The 20,542-nt window shown below is 71.4% G+C and carries 10 protein-coding genes; 5 read left to right on the top strand and 5 right to left on the bottom strand.

What is annotated here, in order from left to right; all coding sequences use genetic code 11:
* Positions 1-16 precede the first annotated feature (16 nt).
* Positions 17-904, top strand: a complete 888-nt coding sequence (locus QZ271_RS05290; RefSeq protein WP_291429706.1) for a phytoene/squalene synthase family protein — start codon at positions 17-19, stop codon at positions 902-904.
* 106 nt (positions 905-1,010) lie between these two features.
* Positions 1,011-2,741, top strand: a complete 1,731-nt coding sequence (gene crtI / locus QZ271_RS05285) for a phytoene desaturase family protein (protein WP_291429682.1) — start codon at positions 1,011-1,013, stop codon at positions 2,739-2,741.
* Between the two features lie 259 nt (positions 2,742-3,000).
* On the opposite strand, the gene QZ271_RS05280 is transcribed toward crtI, so the two are convergent.
* Both QZ271_RS05280 and QZ271_RS05275 read right to left on the bottom strand, forming a co-directional pair.
* The gene (locus tag QZ271_RS05280; protein WP_291429681.1) at positions 3,001-3,816 is read right to left on the bottom strand and encodes a M12 family metallopeptidase; all 816 of its coding nucleotides are present in this window, start codon (positions 3,814-3,816) and stop codon (positions 3,001-3,003) included.
* Positions 3,817-4,076: 260 nt separating this feature from the next.
* Positions 4,077-4,904 carry an alpha/beta hydrolase gene (locus QZ271_RS05275; protein WP_291429680.1) on the bottom strand — a complete coding sequence of 276 codons (828 nt, stop codon included), beginning with the start codon at positions 4,902-4,904 and terminating at the stop codon, positions 4,077-4,079.
* A gap of 363 nt (positions 4,905-5,267) precedes the next feature.
* Here QZ271_RS05275 and QZ271_RS05270 point away from each other — a divergent pair, with 363 nt between their 5' ends.
* Positions 5,268-5,705, top strand: a complete 438-nt coding sequence (locus tag QZ271_RS05270; RefSeq protein WP_291429679.1) for an OsmC family protein — start codon at positions 5,268-5,270, stop codon at positions 5,703-5,705.
* 138 nt (positions 5,706-5,843) lie between these two features.
* Here the strand turns inward: QZ271_RS05270 and QZ271_RS05265 are convergent, their stop codons facing one another.
* Positions 5,844-6,107, bottom strand: a complete 264-nt coding sequence (locus QZ271_RS05265) for an acylphosphatase (RefSeq protein WP_291429677.1) — start codon at positions 6,105-6,107, stop codon at positions 5,844-5,846.
* Between the two features lie 190 nt (positions 6,108-6,297).
* Between QZ271_RS05265 and QZ271_RS05260 the strand changes: the two genes are divergently transcribed.
* Positions 6,298-16,317: a translocation/assembly module TamB domain-containing protein gene (locus QZ271_RS05260; protein ID WP_291429675.1), complete on the top strand. Its 10,020-nt coding sequence runs from the start codon at positions 6,298-6,300 to the stop codon at positions 16,315-16,317.
* Positions 16,318-16,411: 94 nt separating this feature from the next.
* Here the strand turns inward: QZ271_RS05260 and QZ271_RS05255 are convergent, their stop codons facing one another.
* Positions 16,412-16,867, bottom strand: a complete 456-nt coding sequence (locus QZ271_RS05255; RefSeq protein WP_291429673.1) for a hypothetical protein — start codon at positions 16,865-16,867, stop codon at positions 16,412-16,414.
* Between the two features lie 111 nt (positions 16,868-16,978).
* Positions 16,979-19,099, bottom strand: coding sequence for an ABC-F family ATP-binding cassette domain-containing protein (locus QZ271_RS05250; RefSeq protein WP_291429671.1), 2,121 nt, complete (start codon positions 19,097-19,099; stop codon positions 16,979-16,981).
* 343 nt (positions 19,100-19,442) lie between these two features.
* Here QZ271_RS05250 and QZ271_RS05245 point away from each other — a divergent pair, with 343 nt between their 5' ends.
* A complete protein-coding gene (locus tag QZ271_RS05245; protein WP_291429670.1) occupies positions 19,443-20,390 on the top strand; it encodes a rhodanese-related sulfurtransferase in 948 nt (315 codons plus the stop codon).
* Positions 20,391-20,542 lie beyond the last annotated feature (152 nt).

Here is a 20,542-nt window from a genome sequence, read left to right as displayed (position 1 = left end):
TCCAACCGTGACTGACGTGACCTTCACACCCCCGACCGGCACTGCCCTGATCCAGGCGGTCGCGCACTGCCAGGGCATCACGCGGGAGCACAGCAAGACCTTCTATCTGGGTTCTCGGTTCTTTCCGGCGCAGCAGCGGCGGGCCGTGTGGGCCGTGTACGCCGCTTGCCGCGACGGCGACGACATCGTGGATGAACGCAGCGGCGAGGCGGCCCGCGTGGAGCTGGACGACTGGTGGACGCGCACGCAGGCGGCCCTGGCCGGGCGGCCCAGTGAGCATCCCATCGACCTGGCCCTGTCCTGGGCAGCCCGCAGTTACCCCATTCCGCCGTCCGCCTTTGCGGAGCTGCACGACGGACTGCGCATGGACCTCGCCGGGCACGAGTACCGGACCATGGACGACTTGATGCTGTACTGCCGGCGGGTGGCGGGCGTGGTGGGGTTCATGATCGCGCCGGTCAGCGGCTATAGCGGCGGCGAACGCACGCTGCACGCCGCGCTGATGCTGGGGCAGGCCATGCAACTGACCAACATCCTGCGGGACGTGGGTGAGGACCTGCGCCGGGGCCGGGTGTACCTGCCGGAAACGCTGCTGCTGCAGTACGGCGTGTCCCGCACCGACCTGGAACGCGGGGTGGTCACGCCCGGGTACCGCGCGCTGATGGAGCACCTGTCGGGGCTGGCGCGGGACTGGTACGCGCAGGGCCGCGCCGGAATTCCCTGCCTGCACGGCAGCGCCCGGCTGGCCGTGGCGACGGCCGCGCGTGCCTACGAGGGGATTCTGGACGACCTGGCTCGCAACGACTTCGATAATTTCGGGCGACGGGCCCACGTGAGCGGCACGCGCAAACTGATGATGCTGCCGCGTGCCTGGTGGGAGTTACGGTGGGCCGCGGTTCCCTGAGAGTGCGGCGCTGCCGGTCGCCGCAGGCCCGTTCACTCCAGCGCCCTTGACCACTGCCGACCCCGTCCATCCTGATCACGCCGCGCCGAGCGGCGGAGGTAATTCCATGACCGCTTTCCCTTCTATTACTTCTGCTGACACTCCTGCTGGCACGCCTGGCAAACGCAAGACCGCGCTGATCATCGGTTCCGGATTCGGGGGCCTGAGCCTCGGGATTCGCCTGCAATCGCTGGGCTTCGACACGACCATCCTCGAGCGGCTGGACAAGCCGGGCGGGCGCGCGTACCAGAAGCGCACCGAGGACGGGTACGTGTTCGACATGGGGCCGACCGTGATCACGGTGCCGCACTTCATCGAGGAACTGTTCGCGCTGGAACGCGACGCCGGAATGCTGGGCGAGGCGGATTACCCCGAAGCGGTGCTGGCCCCGGACGCCCGCGTGCGTGAGGGCCAGAGCGGCGGCCCACGCACCCGCGAGTACGTGAACCTCGTGCCGATCCTGCCGTTCTACCGCATCTACTTTGACGACGGCACCTTCTTCGATTACGACGGCGATCCGGTCAGCACCCGCCGCCAGATCAGCGAACTGGCTCCCGAGGACCTCGCCGGGTACGAGCGGTTTCATGAGGACGCCCGCGCCATCTTCGAACGCGGCTTTCTGGAACTGGGCTACACGCACTTCGGGGACGTGGCGACCATGCTGCGGGTCGTGCCGGACCTGATGCGCCTGGACGCCGTGCGGACCCTGTTCAGCTTCACCGGCAAGTACTTCAGGAACCCCAAGATGCAGCAGGTGTTCTCGTTCGAGACGCTGCTGGTCGGCGGGAACCCCCTGAGCGTGCCCGCCATCTACGCCATGATTCATTTCGTGGAGAAAACCTGGGGCATTCACTACGCCATGGGCGGCACGGGCGCGCTCGTGCAAGGATTCGTGCGCAAATTCCAGGAACTCGGGGGCCGCATCGAGTACGGGCAGGGCGTGCAGGAGATCCTGGTCACGGACGACCGGGGCCGCCCGGTCCGCCACCCGCTGGGGCGGCGCGTGGCGCGCGGCGTGCGCCTGGAAAGCGGGCAGGAACGCCACGCGGACATCGTGGTCAGTAACGGCGACTGGGCGAACACGTACCTTAAGCGCGTGCCGGCCGCCGCGCGCCTGGTGAACAGTGACCTGCGCGTGAAGGCCGCGCGCCAGAGCATGAGCCTGCTGGTCATCTACTTCGGGTTCCGCAAGAACGACACGGATCTGAAGCTCCGCCACCACAACATCATCCTGGGGCCGCGCTACCAGGAACTGCTGACCGAGATCTTCGGGAAGAAGGTTCTGGGCCGCGACTTCAGCCAGTACCTTCACGTGCCCACCCTGACCGACCCCAGCCTCGCCCCGGAAGGCCACCACGCGGCGTACACGCTGGTGCCCGTGCCGCACAACGCCAGCGGCCTGGACTGGACCGCGCAGGGCCCGAAACTGGTGGAGCGGGTGTACGCCTTCCTGGAGGAACGAGGGTACATCCCGGACCTGCGCGCGCGCCTGACGCACAGCGAGTTCATCACGCCCGACTACTTTGAAGGCACGCTGGACAGTTACCTGGGTAACGCCTTTGGCCCCGAACCGACCCTGATCCAGAGTGCGTTCTTCCGCCCGCACAACCGCAGCGAGGACGTGCGCAACCTGTACATGGTCGGCGCGGGCGCGCAGCCGGGCGGCGGGACGCCCAGCGTCATGATGAGTGCCAAGATGACGGCCCGCCTGATCGCGCAGGACTTCGGGATTCACCCCAGTGTGCGTGACGGCGTGCCCGCCACGCGAGGCAGCGGCACACAGAGCGCGGCCGACTGATACGGACTCCGATTGAATGGGCTGCAAAGCCCATTCAATCCGAGCGGAGCGAGTGGGAGTAGGGCGGGTTCCGGACGTGGAGCCGGCAATCCGGCGAAGTTCCGGGTTGTCGGCGAAACAAACGGAATCCGTATGTTATTCCTCCTGGCGTTTGCTCGGACCGGTTCAGTACTGTACTGAATCAGTCGGAATCCAAGTGCCCCGGAGAAAGCAGCGACCACCACACATCCAGTCGTGCGGCGGCCCCTGCTCCCGACCTTCAGCGCGGGTACAGGGCGTTCACGGCGCTCTTGTCGGTCACCGAGAAGCCGTTGCGCTGGCCCATGCGGTTGATGTCGATGCTGGAATTCAGGGGCTGAATGGCGATCTTGCCGTCAAAGAGTGCCGGGTAATGCATGATCGAATCGAGGTCGTACGCGCCGTAGCCGGCGCTGCCGCTGCGAATCTGGTACTGGCTCTGCCAGTCGGCGGGGATGTTCGCCCAGACGATCCGAACGTACTGGTCGCGGTCCGGGCGGGTCTGCTCGTGGAACAGACCCATGGCGTGACCGAACTCATGGATGATCGAGCCGGTCGTGCAGCGGTCAGCCAGAGTGAGGGTCTGCTTGCCGCCCACCATGCCCAGGCTCGACGCGCAGCTGGTGCCGGTGTTGTACGTGATCTCCACGTAGTTAAGCTGCGTGGTGCTGGTACGTGGGGTGACGATCACGTTGGTCGTCGAGCGGATGGTGGACGCGGCGGCCACCACGCGGTCCCGGATGGCCTGCGGAACGTTCGCCGCGAAGGTGTACGGAATGGTGCGCGCCTTCCAGCGGTAACGGGTATCCACGACGTACGTGCCCTGCGGCGTGACGCTGCGCAGATCCGCCAGGATAATGTCATCCTCGAGCATCAGGTAGCCGTCCTGCTCGAAGCCCGTGACCTGCTGGCGGGTGCCGTCGGGAAGGATCAGCGTGGCGGGCCGGGTGACGGGGGCCGTGCGCGCGGACGCACCGTCCTGCTGCGGGGAAGGCTGGGAAGTGGAGCACGCGGCGAGCAGCAGGGAGAGAAGCAGAACAGGAGTGACGTTACGCATGGCTGGGCACCTCGGTTATGGGATGCGGATAGATTAGAAAATACTGAGAATTCTGTCAATAAGCCTGTCCAGCGTAGAGGCCATGGCCCCCATCCCCGGGGATCATACGGACCCTGCCCAGTCTCATTTGCAACCCCAACACACACGAGCTTGCGAACTCCAAGACCAAGAGACCGGCTGGCTCCTGCCCGCTGGGCGGCGCAGCTCTACGAATCTGCTCGATGGGCCAGATGTTGCAATGCGTTCAACCGCAGTCCGAATCACTCGGTATGGGCGAGCAGCCACTCCAGGATTCGCGCCCGAACCCGGTCACGTGGCTCGTCGTTCAGGAGTTCATGGTAACCGCCGTCCTCGACGTGCAGATCACGGTCAGCCGACGCGATGACCTGCATGAAGCGCTGGCTGCCGCGCGGGTCCGTCAGGCGGTCAGCCGCGCCGTGCACGATCAGGGTGGGCAGCGTCCAGCGGGCGTACAGCGGCCACAGGGAGGCGCTGAGTTCCAGCATGCTCGCGGCCGTCAGGGCTGAGACCTTTCCGTGGTAGATGCGGGGGTCCGCCTCGTACGCGGCGACCTCCTCGGGCAGGCGCGACAGGCCGCCCGTCCCCAGATCGGTGACCGGCAGACCCGGCGCAACGCGTGCGATCAGCGGCGACAGGCGTTTCACGAGCGCCGATTCGTTCTCGCCGACCAGCAGCGCCGGACTGGACAGGATCACGCCACTGACGCCGCGCGGATCGCGGGCCGCGCTGGCCGCCGTGACCAGTCCCCCCATCGAGTGCCCCATCAGGAACAGCGGCCGGGGGTCCGCGCGCAGCGCCCCGCGAGCCGCGAGGTGATCTTCCACCAGAACGCGCACGTCCACCACGGCGCGCGCCCCACCCGACGCGCCGTGCCCGCGCTGATCGGCGGCGTACACCGTGAAGCCCGCTCCCACCAGCGTGGGAATCAGGGCGTGGTAACGGTCCACGTACCGCGCGGCGTACTCCCCGAACCCGTGCGTGAGCAGCACATTCCCGCGCGGATCCGCCGCATGCCAAACGTAGCCTTTTACGGGAGCGCCGGGGACCGTCCAATCCTGACTTTGCATGAACCGAGTGTAGGGCAGTCGCCGCCGCACGAGGAAGGGCCGGGCGCGCGGATGTCAGAAACCCGGACGCAGCGGAGCAGATGTGGTGGTCTCATACGGATTCCGCTCCACTGCGCCACAGTCGGAAAAGCGCCGCCTGCGGCTCCAAACCGCGAAGGGGCGTATGGTGTTCCTACTCGCATCCGCTCGGATTGATTCAGAACTGCACCGAATCAATCGGAAGCCGTCTCATACGGATTCCACCCGGGGCCGTATCCCTGCCCTTGCTCAGCCTGGAATGAGAGTGGCGGGAGGCGCAAGCATGAAGTTCCGCTCAAGCGCCGCTGCGCTCTCCACGCAGCCTGACTGCGCAGACTGGACCACATGGCAGATATCGCACGCACCGCAACGGCCCACTGGGAAGGCGACCTCAAGCACGGCAAGGGCACCGTGAGCACCGAGAGTGGCGTTCTGGACGGCGCGCAGTACTCGTTCGGCACCCGCTTCGAGAACGGCAAGGGCACCAACCCCGAAGAACTGCTGGCCAGCGCCCACGCCGGGTGCTTCACCATGCAGCTCTCGGCGCTGCTCGCCAACCACGGCCACACGGTCGAATCCCTGGACACCCAGGCGACCTGCGAGATGGTTAAACACGGCCCCGGCTTCAAGGTCAGCGCCATGAAACTCGTCGTGCGCGGCCGGGTGACCGGCAGCGACCAGACCGACTTCGAGGAGCATGTCAGGCAGGCCGCCGACCTGTGCCCCATGAGTCAGGTCATGAAAGGCAACGTGGAGATCACCCACGAAGCCATCCTGGAATAAGGTTCCGGGTTCTGCGGCGCCCCCGATCACCAGGGGCGCCGCTTTCTGTTGCGGCAGGCCAATCTACGGATGTGCAGGCGCGTGTGTGGCAGGCGCGTGTGGCTGCTTGCAGGGAACCCCGCTCATGCCGGGTCCGCGTCAGTACACGTGGAAGTCGTTCAGGCCGGTGTGGTCGCTGTAGGTGGTCTGCACGTCCTGAATGCGGGCGTGGGGCGGGCCGCGCCGCAGCCAGTGCAGCAGGCGGTCCAGTTCGGGCTGGGGGCCCTCGGCGACGATCTCGACGCGGCCGTCGCTGAGGTTCTCGGCGTACCCGGCGAGGTTCAGGTCGCGGGCGTGGCGCTGCACGTAGCGTCGGTAGCCGACGCCCTGCACAGTTCCGGTGATGAGGGCGGTCAGGCGCATACAGGTCATGGTAGCGGCTTTGACGGCGGGGCCGGGGTGCGTTCCTGACGGTTGCGTGAGGCCGCGTTGGGTGCGGCGTTCACGTGAGGCTGCGTAGAATGCGGGGAATGCGGGGAATGCGGCTGGAAGCAATGATCACGGTGATGGTGGGGGCGGGTGTGCCTTCCGGCGGGCAAGCCCGGGTCCGGGCGTGACGACCGAGGAGCGGCCGGACGAACTGAAGGACAGGCCGGAGCAGCGAGCGACCGGCCGCCTCTGGCCGTGGGTGCTGGGTGTGCTGGCGGCGCTGCTGCTGCTCCTGGCGTTCCTGCCCGCCCTGCTGGGTGGGGCGCTGCTCTCCCGGTTTGGCGGGAAGATGATCTCGGCGCAGCGGGTGGAGGGTCCGTTGTGGGCGCCGACGCTGGGCGGCGCCCGGGTGACGCTGCCGGGCGTGACGGGCCGCGCGGATTCGGTGACGGTGACGGTGGCGTCGGTCAATCCGTTCACGCGGACGCTGCGCCTGAACGTGTCGGCGCGGGGCGCGGACGTGCGCCTGAAACTCGCGGACCTGCTCGGCGGGACGGGTGACGAGGGTGGGGGCTGGGGCGGGGGCTGGAACGTGGCGCTGGCCGGACTGGACGCGCAGGACTCGCGGGTGTCGGTGGACGGGCGTGGGATCAACCTGCCGGACGGCCACTTCCGGGTCACGCGGGGTGAGGGCGGGCGCGTGCTGGTGCGCGGCGCCACCCGCGAGGGCGAGCTGAACGCCGACCTGCGCGTCTCCGAGTCAGGGGGCGCGGGCGTGTTCACGGTGGACCTCGACGCGGACGCACGGGTCCTGAATCACTACTGGCCGGGCGTGACGGGTGGCCGCATCAGCGGGCGGTACGTGCTCGGCAGCGGCCCGGTGCGGGGGGACCTGAGGGTCACGGACGGCCGCCTGCGCGTGCCCGGAACGACCTTCGTCACAGTGACCGGCATTACCGGGACGGCCAAGCACCGGGGCGACCTGTTTGACCTTGAACTGGCGGGGCGCGGCTGGAACGGCCCGGTCACCGCGTCCGGGGGCGTGGACCTGAAGGCCGAGAACTGGCGCGTGACGGTGGACGCCCGTCCCACCGTGGCGGGTCTGGCAGAGTCGCTCGGCACGACCGGCACCGGAAACCTGAAGGTGCGGGTCACGGCGAGCGGCTGGAGTACCGTGCGCGTCAAGGGGCACGTGCAGGGAGCCGGGACGGTCGCGGGCGTGGGTTTCCGCGACGCAAAGGCCGAGTACACCTACCTGAACGAGGACGGGAACGTGGCGACCCAGACGAACGACCTGGCGTTCAGCGCCGTGACCTCGCTGACCGGGTCGGATCAGCGGCTGGAGGGGCAATGGGCCCTGGGCCGGACAGGCCGCGCCACGCTGGTCGGGGCGTTCGGGCAGCAGCCGCTGAACGTGAAGGCGACCATTGACGCGAAGAACCGCGTGACGCTGCGCGGTGAGGGCCTGGGCGGGCCGCTCTCGGGCACGCTGGACCTGAGTGGCATGAACGTGAACGCCGTGCTGAATCCCACGTACGGGGCCGCGCAGGCCCGCGTGGCGGTGCGCGGCACGCCGGACGACCTGCGGGCCAGCATCAGCGGCGCGCAGGCCGGGCCGTTCACTGGCCTGTCCGGCAGCGCCGCCCTGGACGCTGAGGGCCTGCGGGTGGACCTGGGGGCGGTGCGTTTCGACCTGAACCGCGAGTTCCGGGGGACGTGGCAGGCGCAGGGCCTGAAGGGCTCCGGGATCATCCTCAGCGGGCGCGGGAGGTTGGACCTGACGGGCGGTGACGTGACCGGGCAACTGGAGGCGACCGTGCCGGGCGTGCGTGACACGCTGGCCGGGCCACTGGACCTGAACTACACCCGGCAGCGCGGCACCTTCCGCAGCGGCGCGCAGGTCCTGACCTGGAACGGCGACCGTTACGGCGTGCAGGCGCGCAATCTGCCCGTGACCGGCGGCCTGAACGTGACCGGCGACGTGACCGTGACCTCTGCCCTGAAGGCCTTCGGGACGCTGCGTGCGACCGGGCCGGGCGTGACCCTGACAGCCACGGCGAGCGGCACGTCCGCCCGCCTGCGCGGGTCGGCGGGAGGCGTGAGCGTGCTGGCCGACACGCAGCTTCAGGCGCCTTACCGGACGACCGCGCGCGTTCAGGGCGCGGACATAGGCGGGGCCTTGAGCGTGGACCGGGGCGTGCGCTTCACGCTGACCACCGCCGGTGACACGGCGCGCGGCGTGATCGACGGGGACCGCTGGGACGCCACGGGCCGCGTGAACCTCGCGGCGCTGCGGCCCCTGCTGAACGTGGAGGGACTGGGCGGCACGCTGGACCTGAACCTGGCCGGTCAGGGCGGCTCGGCGCGTGTGAACGCGCGGGCGCTGGGGGCCGGCGTGACCGGCACCCTGACCCGCGCGGGCGGCCCGCTGAACGCGAAGCTGCGGATCACCTACGCCGGCGTGCAGGCGGCGCTGTCGGGCCGGGTGTACCCGGACGTGCAGGCGCAGGGCCGCGTGAGCGCGCAGGGGCAGACCCTGAACCTCGGCGTGGCCGGGGCGTACGGCGACCTGCGGGCGCGCGTGACCGGACAGACCAGGCCGCAGTCGTTCGGCGGCGTGACCCTGCCCGCGCAACCCGTGAACCTGAGCGGCACGCTGACGCCGCGCCTCACGGCCAGCGGCACCTGGGGCGACCTGAACGTCACCTACGACGCGGCGACCGGACTGGCCCGCGTGACCGGGCAGCAGGCCCTGACGGCGTTCGGGCGGGCGGGGCGCGTGCAGGGCCGCGCGACCTGGGGCCCCGGCGGGTCGTTCCGGGGCGCCGTGGCGGCCCGCGGGGTGCTGGACGGGTACACGGTGAGCCTGGACGGCCCGTGGGACGACCTGAACGTTCTGGTGAGCAGCGGCGAGGGCCTGCGCGCGCGCGGCACGGCCTCGCTCCCCGCTGGCCGCTACGACCTGAACGTGAGCGGGGCGCTGGGCGGCGGACTGTCCGTCAACGGCCACGTGCAGGGCACAGGTCTGAACCCACGCGGCGCGGTGACCGTGACCGACCAGGCGGGCGGGCGGGCGCTGGTCAAACTGCAGGGCTTTGGTAATCTCAGCGTGCAGGCGCAGGGCCTGACCCTGGGCGGACAGACCCTGCGGGGCAACCTGGGCGCCGTGAATGGCGTGGTGAGCGGCACCCTGAAGGCTGGGGCGCTGGATGTCCGCGCTGTAAACGGGCAGGTGCGGATCAGCGGCAAACTGGCCGGGCAGACCATCCTGGCAACCGGGAAGATCACGCCCCCGGCCACCCTGGAGAACCTGGACCTGCGCGTGACCGGGCCGTACCTCACGGCTCAGGCCACGGGGAGTGCGGCGAACCTGCGCGGCACCCTGACCCTGAAAGCCCAGTCGTACGGGTCGGGCGCGGCCACCCTGAGCGTACCGGCGCAGTCGTTCCCGCTGTCTGGATCGCTGACCGGGGCGCGCGTGCGCGTGGGCGGCCTGACCTACCAGGGCGGCCTGTGGTCCGGCGCGCTGGGCGCCCGTTACGCGCTCTCCGGGCAGACGGGCACGCTGCGGGTGCTGGGCGAGGCTGCGCGCCTCGTCGCCTCGCCGACCGGGCCGCTGGCAGGCCGCGTGACGGTTCTTCCCGCACTGGGCGGCGCGCTCAGCGCGGACCTCAAGCCGGTTCGGGCGCTCCTGCCCCCACCCGTGCGCTCGCAGGTCGTGGCGGGGCGACTGGTCGCCAGCCTCTCCCCCACCAGCGCAGCGCTGAGCCTGACGGGCACGCGCTACCTGACCGACCCGCTGACGCTCGCAGGCCGCGTGGACTGGCAGGGCGGCCTGCGGGCCAGCGGCACCCTGAGCCACCCCGGCACGCGCATCCCGGTGCGCTTTGACGGCCGGACCCTGACCGTGAACGGCGCAGCGCTGAACGCACGGGTTCTGACGCCCGTGCTGCCCGGCGCGGCAGGGCGCGTGACCCTGAACCTGAGCCTCCCGGACCTGACCGGCCCCGACCCGCTGGCCCGCGCCAGTGGGCGCGCCGACCTGAACGTGCGCCAGGGCAGTCAGCAGGGCGCGCAGGGCCGCGTGACCCTCTGGCGCGGGCAACTGTCCGCGAACCTGAGCAGTACACTGGCCGGGTACGCCGTGACCCTGCGCGGCCCGCTGTACCCGCAGGTGAACGCGGCGCTGACCCTGGACGACCTGCGCGCCACCCTGACCGGCCGCCCCGACACGACCCTGACCCTGCGGGCCACCGGGGCCTTCGAGGGCCGCGCGGTGAACCTGACTGCGGCGGGAACCAACCTGAGCGGCACGGACCTGACGCGCCGCGCCGCCGTGACCCTGAACGGCACGGTGGCCGGAGCGGCCGTGAACGTAAACGCCCGGCAACCGGCGGGCGCCGCGCAGCTGATGGACTGGCAGACCACCGGGAGTCTCAGCGTGGCGGACCTGCGTCCCCTGGCGGGCGTGAACGGCACCCTGAACGCCGTGGTGGGGGGCACGCTGGGTGACCTGCGCTTGCAGGCCAGCGGCGCGGCGGGGGGCGTGCGCTTTGCCGCCCCGGCGCGGTACGCGGGCGGCGTGCTGCGGGTGGACGGCGCGCAGGCCACCCTGACGCAGGCCACCCTGACGCAGGGAAGTGTGCGCGCCAGCGGAACGGTCCTGCCGACCCTGAAGATGAGTGCGCGGGCCACCCTGAACGAGTGGCTGCCCGGCACCTACACCGCGCAGATCGGCGGAGCGCTGACCAGACCGGACGTGAGCGTGCAGGGTGTCGTGACCGACGGGCACAGCGGGCTGCGCGCGGCGGGCTCGCGGGTGCGGGCGCACCTGCTGGGCCGCGATTACCGCGCGGACTTCACGGGCGCGGCCCTGAGCGGCGGGCTGCGCGGGCAACTGGGCGCAAACGCGCTGGGCGGCCTGGTCAGCGCCGCGCTGCACCTGAACACCACCTACGTGTCGGGCGCGAACGTGGTGCGCCTGAGCGGCCCCATCGGCTGGCGCAGCGGCGCGGGTTTCAGCGGGAGCCTGCGGGCCGTGGGGGACCTTGAGAGCGACCCGCTGGACGCCGTGCTGGACGGCGCAGGCGGCGGCACCCTGAAGGTCGCGGCCCTGATCGGCACGGGCGCGCGGCAGGCCCGCGTGACCGGGCAGCTTCCGGCGGACCTTCCTTTCCGGCCCGGCGGCACCCTGGACCTTCAGGCCTTCGACGCGGGCGCGCTGTGGGGCCGTGACGGTCAACTGGCCCTGACTGGTCAGGCGACCCTGGGCGGCGCCACCTGGACGGCCCTGAACGTCACCTTCGCCGGGCGTGTGCTGGACAGTGCCGGGGACTTCACGGGCGACCTGGGGGCCACCTACCGCGCCGGGAACGCCAGCCTGCGCCTGCGCGGCGAGCGGGTCTCGGGCGGGGGCACGCTGGAGGGCGGCGAGTACCGCCTGACCCTGCGGGCCGGGGAGGTGCAGGCCCCGCTGCGGGTTGCGCGCCTGCTGCCGGCCGGGCTGGGCGTGGACGCCCTCACGGCGGCCGGAACCCTGAACGCCACCGGTTCGCTGTCCGGCGGGCTGCGGGAGGTCACGGCGCGCAACCTGGCCGTGAAGGGCGTTCAGGCGCAGTCCGGTCCGTTCAGTCTGTACGGTCAGGCGGCGTACGTGCCGCGCACCGGAACCCTGAACGCCGAGCTGAGCGGCAGCCTGCGCGGCGGCGTGCTGCGGGCCAGCGGGGCGCTGCCGGGCGGCCTGCGCGTCACGGCGCAGGGCGTGGACAGCTCGTACCTGAACGCCGCGTCGCTGGGGCGGGGCAGGCTGGCGGCCGATATCACGCTGCGCGGCGCGGTCACGGACCCGCTCGCACAGGGCACGCTGGACCTGAAGACCGACACCCTGAACGGCCACGTCATCCTGTCGGGCCGGGTGGTCTCACCGGACCTGAACGCCCGCGTGGACCTGCTGGGCCGCGCCGGGGGCACGCTGTACGCCCAGGCAAGCGGGCTGGACCTGGCGCGCGGCCAGGTCAATACGCGGGTGTACGGCACCGTGACGGGCGGCGCAGGCCGCGCCGCGCTGGACCTGCGCGGCAGCTGGCCGAACCTGACCGGGGCCGTGCAGGCGCAGGTGGCAGGTCTGGAAGACCCCGTGATCCTCAGCGGGAACGGTCGGGGCGGCTACGACCTGAACGCCGGAACGCTGGGCAGCGGCACCCTGACCCTGGGAGGCGGGGCAGGCAGCGGGGCAGGCAGCCTGATTCCTGCGCTGGAAGGCACCCTGAACCTGACACCGCTGCCGCTCGTGGGCGGCACCGGGCGGCTCACGCTGGCGGGTACGCTGGGCGGCACGCTGGCCGCGCCGACCCTGGCGGCAGCCGTGCAGTCTGCCGGAGCGTCGGCCAGCGGTGTGACGCTGGACGACCTGAGCGGCACACTGAGCGCCTCGCTGGCGGGCCTGAGCGGTACGCTCTCGCAGGCAGCGCCGCCCATGGCACCGGGCGCATTCCCAGCTGGCCCCGCTGTGGACAGTGCCTCCTCCCCCAAAGGCGCCCGCGCGGTGGTGACCCTGAGCGGCACGGACCTGACGCTGGACGGCCTGCGGGCCCGGGCAGCGGGCAGCACCCTGGACCTGGGCGGCACCGTCAGCCTGAGCGGCCCGGCCGCCGACCTGACCGTGGCCAGCCAGGGCACCCTGGACGGCACGCTACGGGCCACCTACCGCGCGCAGGCTCTGGCCGTGAGTGGCGCGCTCGGTGGGCCACAGGGCCTACAGGCGGCGCTGGACGTGCGGGCCGATCCGCTCACCGGCTGGCACGGCACGGCCCGCGTCACGGGTGGTCCGGCGGGCGTCCTGACGGCCCCGCTGGCCCTGAGCGTGGGTGGAGCGTTCGCGCATCCACTCGTCACGGGCAGCGGCGAACTGTTGAAGGCGGGCGCGCGGGTCGTGGCGTCGGCGGACGGCGCGCAGCTGCGCCTGGTCGATGGGCCGGGCGCGAAGGCCAGCGGCGCGGTCGAACTGCGCCCGCGTGGGGGCGTGTGGACCCTGCTGGGCGCGGCCAGCCTGAGCCGCCCGGAACTGTCCCTGAGCGTCACGCCGAGTGGCCCGCTCAGTGACCCGGAGCTGCTGCTCAGTGTCCGGCGGGGCGGGTGGCAGGCGGGTGGTACGGCCAGCCTGAACGCGGCGGACCTGACCGTCTCGGACGGCGTGCGCGACGGCACGCTGCGCTGGGCGGGCGGACAGCTGGCCGTGAAGTTGCCGGGCCTGACCCTCGACACCCTGAACCTGAAGGGCGTGAGCGGCCTGCTCAGCGCCAGCGGCACGGTCGGCACCGACGCACTGGACGGTCAACTGACCGCCTCGGTCTCGGACCTGAAGACCCCTTACCGCGCGCCTTACCTGGATCTGGCGGTGGGCGGCGACCTGAACGCGGTCGTCACGCTGCGCGGCGGGCGGCCCTCGGTGACGGGCACGGCGGTCCTCCCGGCAGGCACCCTGAACTTCACGGCGGCCCAGGCGGGCCACCAGTGGACGGGCCGGGTGAGCGGGACGGTCAGCGCCCCCCTGACCACGAAGGTCACCCAGACCACGCCTGTTCAGACGACTGCCTCCGCGATCACGCTGGGCACACTGGGTACACTGGGCACACTGGGCACGCTGGGCCTGGATGTCCGCGCCGACGCCAGCGGCCTGACCGGGCAGGTAACCGCCACCCGCTACCCGCTGACGCTGGCCGGGCAGAGCCTGAACGTCAGCGGCACCCTGGACCTGACCGGGCAGGCGTTCCGGGCGGACCTGCGCGGCGCGAACGACATCGGCGAGGCGGTCGTGGCGGCCTCCGGCGGACTGGCGGACCTGCTGCCGGTCCTGAACGGTCCGCTGGCCGTGCAGCCCACCGGGGACGGGTACTCGGTGCGCGCCACGCTGGATAACGTGGAGGTCCAGGACCTGAAGATCGCGCCGCAGCTCTCAGGCCGCGTGAGCGGAGAGGCGAACCTGCGCGACGGGGGCGGCACCTTCGTTCTGCGCTCGGACAACCTGACCGTGGGACCCAAGGTGCTGCCGGCGCGGCTGGAAGGCACGCAGGTGTCGGGCGACTGGCGTATCCGCGGGTTCCTGGGGCAGTCGGAGTTCACAGCGGGTCTGGGCGGCGGCGAACTGTTCGGACAGGGCACGCTGCGGGCGCTGCCGCTGGGCGCGGTGATCGGGGCGTTCGCCGGGACCAGTCCGGGTGAGGGCGTGGTCACGGGACTGGCCCGCTTCCGCTTCCCGGTCAGCGATCCGCTGGCGGGGACGGCCAGCGTGGTCGCCGAGCGCATCCGCGTGACCAGCGTCAGGGGCGCGGGCAGCGCCGCCGTGACCGAGACCCTGACCGGGACGGGCACGCTGGAGTACGCGCGGCGCGAACTGCGCAACCTGAACATTGCGCTGAGCGGGGCCGGTACCTGGGACGTGCGCGGGCAGTACACCCGCGAGCGCGTGGCCGTGACCGCGCAGTTCAGCAACACGACCTTCACCCCAGCGCTGCTGCTGGTGCCGTCGCTGGCGGCGTTGCAGCCGGACCTGCAGGGCACGCTGGAACTCTCGGTGGCCGGGACGTACGAGCGGCCGCGCGGCCTGCTCCGCGCTCAGAACATCACCGGGAGCGTGGCGGGCCTGAGCGTCAGCGTCCCGGCCTTCGCGGGGGACCTGCCGGACAGCGGGGCGTTCAGCGGGGGCGGCGCGGTCCTGACCGGCGGCACGCTCGGTTCGGACGGGCAGGTCACGCTGGCCGGGCAACTCACGCTGGGCCGCCTGAGCGACACACGCGTGAATTTCAGCGGCCTGCTGGCCCCGGAGATGCTGGGCTCGCTGCCGAACACCACGGTCACGCTGGCGCAGCAGACCGAGTCCCGCTGGACCCTCAACGCGCAGAGCCTCAGTGCCGCGAGCGGCGCGGTCCCGGCCGGTTCGCTGAGCGTCACGGGGGACGTGGCGCCCCGCTGGGACCTGACGCTGGCCGCCCGGAACTTTAACCTGCCGCTGAAGGTCATCTACGGACGTGAAAGCACCCTGAACGCCGACCTGCGCGCCGTGGACGACGGCGAGGCCATCCGCATCAGCGGCGCGGCCGACTTCACGCGGCTGATTCTGGGCCGCCCGAACGCGCAGGCCACGCTGCCTGCGCCCGGGCAGACCAGCGTGGGCGGACCCACTGGCCGCACCACCGACCACTACGTGAGCCCCCTGCCCGAGGAACTGCGGACCTTCCCGCAGGCTGCCCGGGCCGACGGACAGGCCCCGGCGGCCCGCCCGTTCCTGGAACGCCTGTCGCTGGAAGACATTCCCATCCGGGCCGTGAACGGCATCCGCGTGGACGAGAACCTCATGCGGGCCGACTTCACGGGCAGCGTGGTCGTGTCGGGCACCGGGGCGCGCCCGCGCCTGACGGGTGACATCCGCTCGCAGCGCGGCTTCGTGTACCTGCGCGAGAACGAGTTCACGCTGTCCGACAGTACCGTCACGTTCGGCGGCGAGAATCTGTACCCGAAATTCAACGTGACCGCCACCGGGCAGGTCACCGCGACCCTCCGCGAGTCCCGCCAGCGGGTGCCGGTGAAACTGAACCTCCTGGGCGAGTTCGTTCCGCAGCCCAGCGGCGCGGCCCTGCTGGACCTCACCACCACCCTCAGCTGCGCGCAGGACGGCCCCACCTGCGCCGACCCCATCAGCGGCGCGGCCTACAGTGAAGCAGAACTGTACGCGCTGGTCGCCACGGGCGTCCCTAACCTGACGGCCCTGCCAGGGAACCTGACGGCCCTGGGCACCAGCGCCTTCCAGACGGCCCTGAACGTGTTCGTGCTGGGCGAACTGGAGCGAACCATCGCCGCCGCGTTCGGTCTGGATGTCTTCCGCCTGACCCCGCAACTCGGGAACGCAGACGGGTCGGTGGGGGCGACCATCACGCTCGGGTCGTACCTGACACGTGAACTGTACCTGCAGTATCAGGTGGACCTGAACGGCGAGGGTCTGATCGACGCGCAGTACAGCACTCCCGACGATCAGTTCACGTTCCGGGTCAGCACGCCCATCAGCGGCCTGAACCTTCAGTCCATCCGGCCCAGTTTCAGCGCCGGGTACAACGTCAACGGGCGCACCAACGTCAGCCTGGGCGTCGAGAGCGCCCAGCAGGGCACCACGCTGCGCTTCGGCGTGACCTACCGCATCGGTGGCCGCTGAGCGCCCGCTCGAACAGCGGCAGCCAAGAGGGCCGCCCCGTCTGCACGGGAGCGGCCCTCTTGGCTGCACTGCACCGTTTCAACCGCAGTGGGTATCAGCGGCTGGTCGTGATGTTCGCGCGGGGTTCCAGCGCGTAGAAGGCCACGATGGCAACCAGGGTCCCCACCCAGCCGGGCGCGCTGCCCAGTTCCAGATCGAAGGCTCGGCCCAGGACGGTGCTGCCCAGCTGCCCGGTCAGTCGCTCGCCGGTCTGCTGCGCGACCACGTTCCAGCCGATGATGGGTTCGCCCATAAAGCCCGTGACGCGGTCCACGCCACGCAGCGTGAGTTTCTGCGCGCCCACGTTCCCTTTGAGTTCGCCGTCCTGCAGTTCGATCTTCACGGGGTCCGCGCCGACGCTGCCCTGCACGCCACGCTCGGTGATCTCCAGGTTGATGTCCTTGCCGTGTAGTTTTCCGCCTGCGCGGCCCTTGATGGTGTCGCCGTCGATGGTGCAGCGGATATCGTAGCCGTCCGCTCCACCAAGGCGGCCCTTGATGAGGTCTTCCATGCGCGGAAGTATAGCGGGGTCCGGCCTGCGGCGTGCTCCGGCTGGGGCCGGCAGATCAGTGCAGACGGATCAGTCTGGGTGCATTGGTCTGGGCGCATTGGTCTGGGCAGGTTAGTCTGGGCGAACCAGGCCCAGCCCCGCGAAGTAGGCGCGGCGCGTGACGGTGGGCCCACCGTCACCCAGGGTCACGCGGCCCGCGCCCCAGCGTTCGAACAGGATTCTCAGGGCGCCGCCCAGCAGCGCCGCGCCGAACCAGGCGAGCGGCGCGCCGTTCCAGCGCAGCGTGCGGCCATCCCAAGCGAGGTGTGGGCAGGTGGGGTCCTGCGCGGCCCAGAACATGCCCCCCTCACCCGGAGCGTCCCCGAGGTGCTGGGCGCGCACGGTCAGGGGCGGTTCGCGGACCTGGGTGTCGTACTGCTCGGCCTGCCACACCTGCGCGTACAGGACGTACAGACCCTGCTGCACCTCGTGCGCCCGGGCGCGCACGCGGGCTTCCTCGCGGCCGCTCAGGGTACCGGGCGGACGGTCCAGTTCGGCGCGCAGACTGCACAGCCGCGCTTCCAGCGGCGCGAGGCGCTGCCGGGGCGTGGGCGCGGGCGGGGGCGGCGGCGGGTCGCCCTGCAGCGTGGCGGCCGGATCGCGGTACTCGCGGCTGCCCCAGCCACTCACCTCGCGCAGCGCGGCGTCCTCGATCACCCACAGGCGCGTGGCGACCTCCCGCGCAAAGCGGCGGTCGTGCGTGACGATCACGACCGCGCCCGCGTACGCCTGTACCGCGCCTTCCAGGGCCAGCAGGGCGTCCACGTCCAGGTGGTTGGTGGGTTCGTCGAGCAGCAGCAGGTCCGCGCGCAGGCCGCTCACGAGCGCCAGTCCGGCACGCGCACGCTCCCCGCCGGACAGCACTTCGGGCGTCTTGGGCCAGTCGGCCGCGCTGAAACCTGCGCGGCCCAGCAGCGTGGTCGCCTGCCGCCCGAAACGCCGCTCGAACTGCTCGTGCAGGCCCTCGCCGGGCGTCAGGCCGTGCCAGGTCTGGTCGAGGCTGGCGACCGTCACGCCGCCCGCCACGCGCAGCAGCGGCTCGGGCAGCGGCAGGCCCGTATCCGGGTCGCGGCCCGGTGGGTCCGGGTGCAGCTCGCCGGACAGCAGGCGCATCAGGGTGGTCTTGCCCGTGCCGTTCGCACCCATCAGGGCCACGCGGTCGCCCTGACGCAACCGGAACGCCGCGCCCTGCAACACGGGCCGCCCGGCGTAACTCTTGCTCAGGTGTTCCCCCCACGCCACCAGCGGCGCCTTTGCCGTGCCGGCCAGCAGGCGCATGCGGATCTGCCGTTCCGGCAGGGGCGCCTCGGGCACCACGACCCGGTCGGCGCGGCTTTTCAGGGCGCGCGAGCGGCGGCCCCAGCGGTCCAGGGTGTCCACGCTGCCCGCCAGTCGCCCGGCCTCCTGACCGGCCAGGCGGGCCGCGCGGGATTGGGTGCGCCGCTCCAGGTCCCGTTGCGCGCGCGCGCGTGAGTACCCGCCCGCGTACGGGGTCGCCTCGCCCGCGTCCAGCCACACGCTGCGGGTCGCCACGCCGTCCAGGAAGTCGCGGTCGTGACTGGTGAGCAGCACGCCGCCCCGGAAGTCCCGCAGCCAGCCTTCGAGCCACTCGCGCATGCGGATGTCCAGGTGGTTGGTGGGTTCATCTAGCACCAGCAGGTCCGGCTCCCTGGCCAGGGCCAGCGCCAGCGCCAGCCGCGTGCGCTCCCCGCCGGACAGCGTGGCCGCCTCGCGCCCCAGAAAGCGCGTGAGGTCCAGCATGCCCAGCACCCGCGCCGCCCGTGCGGGCCAGCGGAAGGCGTCCAGGTCGTCCAGGCGGGCGTGCAGCGCCGTCCAGCGTTCCAGGGTATCCGGGTCGCCCAGGTCCGCCTCCAGCGCCAGCAGGTCGGCCTCCAGGTCCCGGTAGGGGTGCGCGGCGTCCACCAGGGCGCGCACGCTCAGGCCCGGCGGGTGCGCGTGATGCTGCGCCAGCACCGCCACCCGCAGACCGTCCGGGCGCCAGACCTCCCCGTCGTCCGGGGTGCGCTCGCCGGTCAGGACGCGCAGCAGCGTCGTCTTGCCCGCCCCGTTGCGCCCCAGCAGCGCCACGCGCTCACCGGCCGTCACACTCAGGTCCACGCCGCTCAGCACGGCCCGCTCGCCGTACACGACGCTCAGGCCGGACGCACTGATCAGGGTGGAAGGCGCAGACACGCCCGCAAGGCTAGCAGAGGCCCGCGCCACGCGACTCCGCCAGAACGCGCATTCCGGCCCCTCACCGGACCTTCATACCAGCTGGTCACATGCGACAGCGCCGCGAGCCACCGCCCGTTAAGCTACGTACATGACCGACAGTCTCATGGAGAGCCTGAACGATACCGCCACCTGACCTCCCGAGCAGGCCGCCGCCCTGGGCACTGTCCCACCGCTGAACGCCGTGCCGCTGCTGAGTCCCGTGCTGCTGCTGAGTCCCGTGCCGCCCCAGATTGCCACTGCATGGCAACAACCGTGAGGCGCGGCCCCCGGCCGCCCACAACCGCTCGGTATCATGCGGGGGATGTCTGCGTCCCACCCGGTCCCTGTCCTGCCCGAAGCTCCCCGTGACCCGGCTGCCCGGCCTGCTTTCGTGGTGGCGGCGCTGTACCAGTTCCGGGCGGTGAGCGACCCGGCGGCCCTGCGCGGGCGGCTGCTGCCGCTGGGGGCCGCGCACGGCCTGTGCGGCACGCTGATCGTGGCGTCCGAGGGCATCAACGGCACGGTCGCCGGGAGCCGCGCAGGCATCGACGCGCTGCGCGGGGCGCTGCTGGCAGAGGGGTTCACGGGCCTGGAGTACAAGGAATCGGCGGCCAGCGAGCAGCCGTTCCGGCGCTTCAAGGTGCGCGTGAAAGCCGAGATCGTAACCATGGGCGCGGCGGCCGAACCGACCCGGGAGGCCGGGCAGTACGTGGCCCCGCAGGACTGGAACGACCTGATCAGCGCGCCGGATGTCGTGGTGATCGACACCCGCAACCGCTACGAGGTGAAGGCCGGGACGTTCCGGGGCGCGCTGGACCCGCAGATCGATTCGTTCCGGGAGTTCCCGGCGTGGCTGGACGCGCACGCCGGGGCACTACAGGGCAAGCGTGTGGCCATGTTCTGCACGGGCGGCATCCGCTGCGAGAAGAGCACCAGCCTGCTACGCCAGCGCGGGTACGCGGACGTATTCCATCTCCAGGGTGGGATTCTGAAGTACCTAGAGGACGTACCCGAAGAGGACAGCCGCTGGGACGGCGAGTGCTTCGTATTCGACGGCCGCGTGACTGTCGGGCACGGCCTGCACGAGGGCGGGGCCGTGATGTGCCACTCGTGCGGGTGGCCGCTGAGCGAGCAGGAGCGCAGGGACCCGCTGTTCGAGGAGGGCGTCAGTTGCCGCCACTGCCACGCCCAGACCACGCCGGAGCAGAAAGCGGCGTTCCGGGCGCGGCAACGGCATTTCGACCGGCAGGCGACCACCACCGCCCCGTGAGGGCAGCCGCGTGAGGCGGCGGGCGTGCTGGGCGGCGGGCCTCTCCCACACGGTTGACGGGGGGCGCCTGGCGGCGGGCTTTCCGTGTGCTGCCCCACCCCCCAGCCCCCTACCCCAGGGGGGCAGGGGGAGCAGCGTTGCACTGGGCAGGT

Source organism: Deinococcus sp., from assembly GCF_018260555.1.
In the GTDB taxonomy this organism is placed as follows: domain Bacteria; phylum Deinococcota; class Deinococci; order Deinococcales; family Deinococcaceae; genus Deinococcus.
The sequence above is the reverse complement of the archived record's forward strand: the minus strand, read 5'-3'. Positions and strand labels throughout refer to the sequence as shown.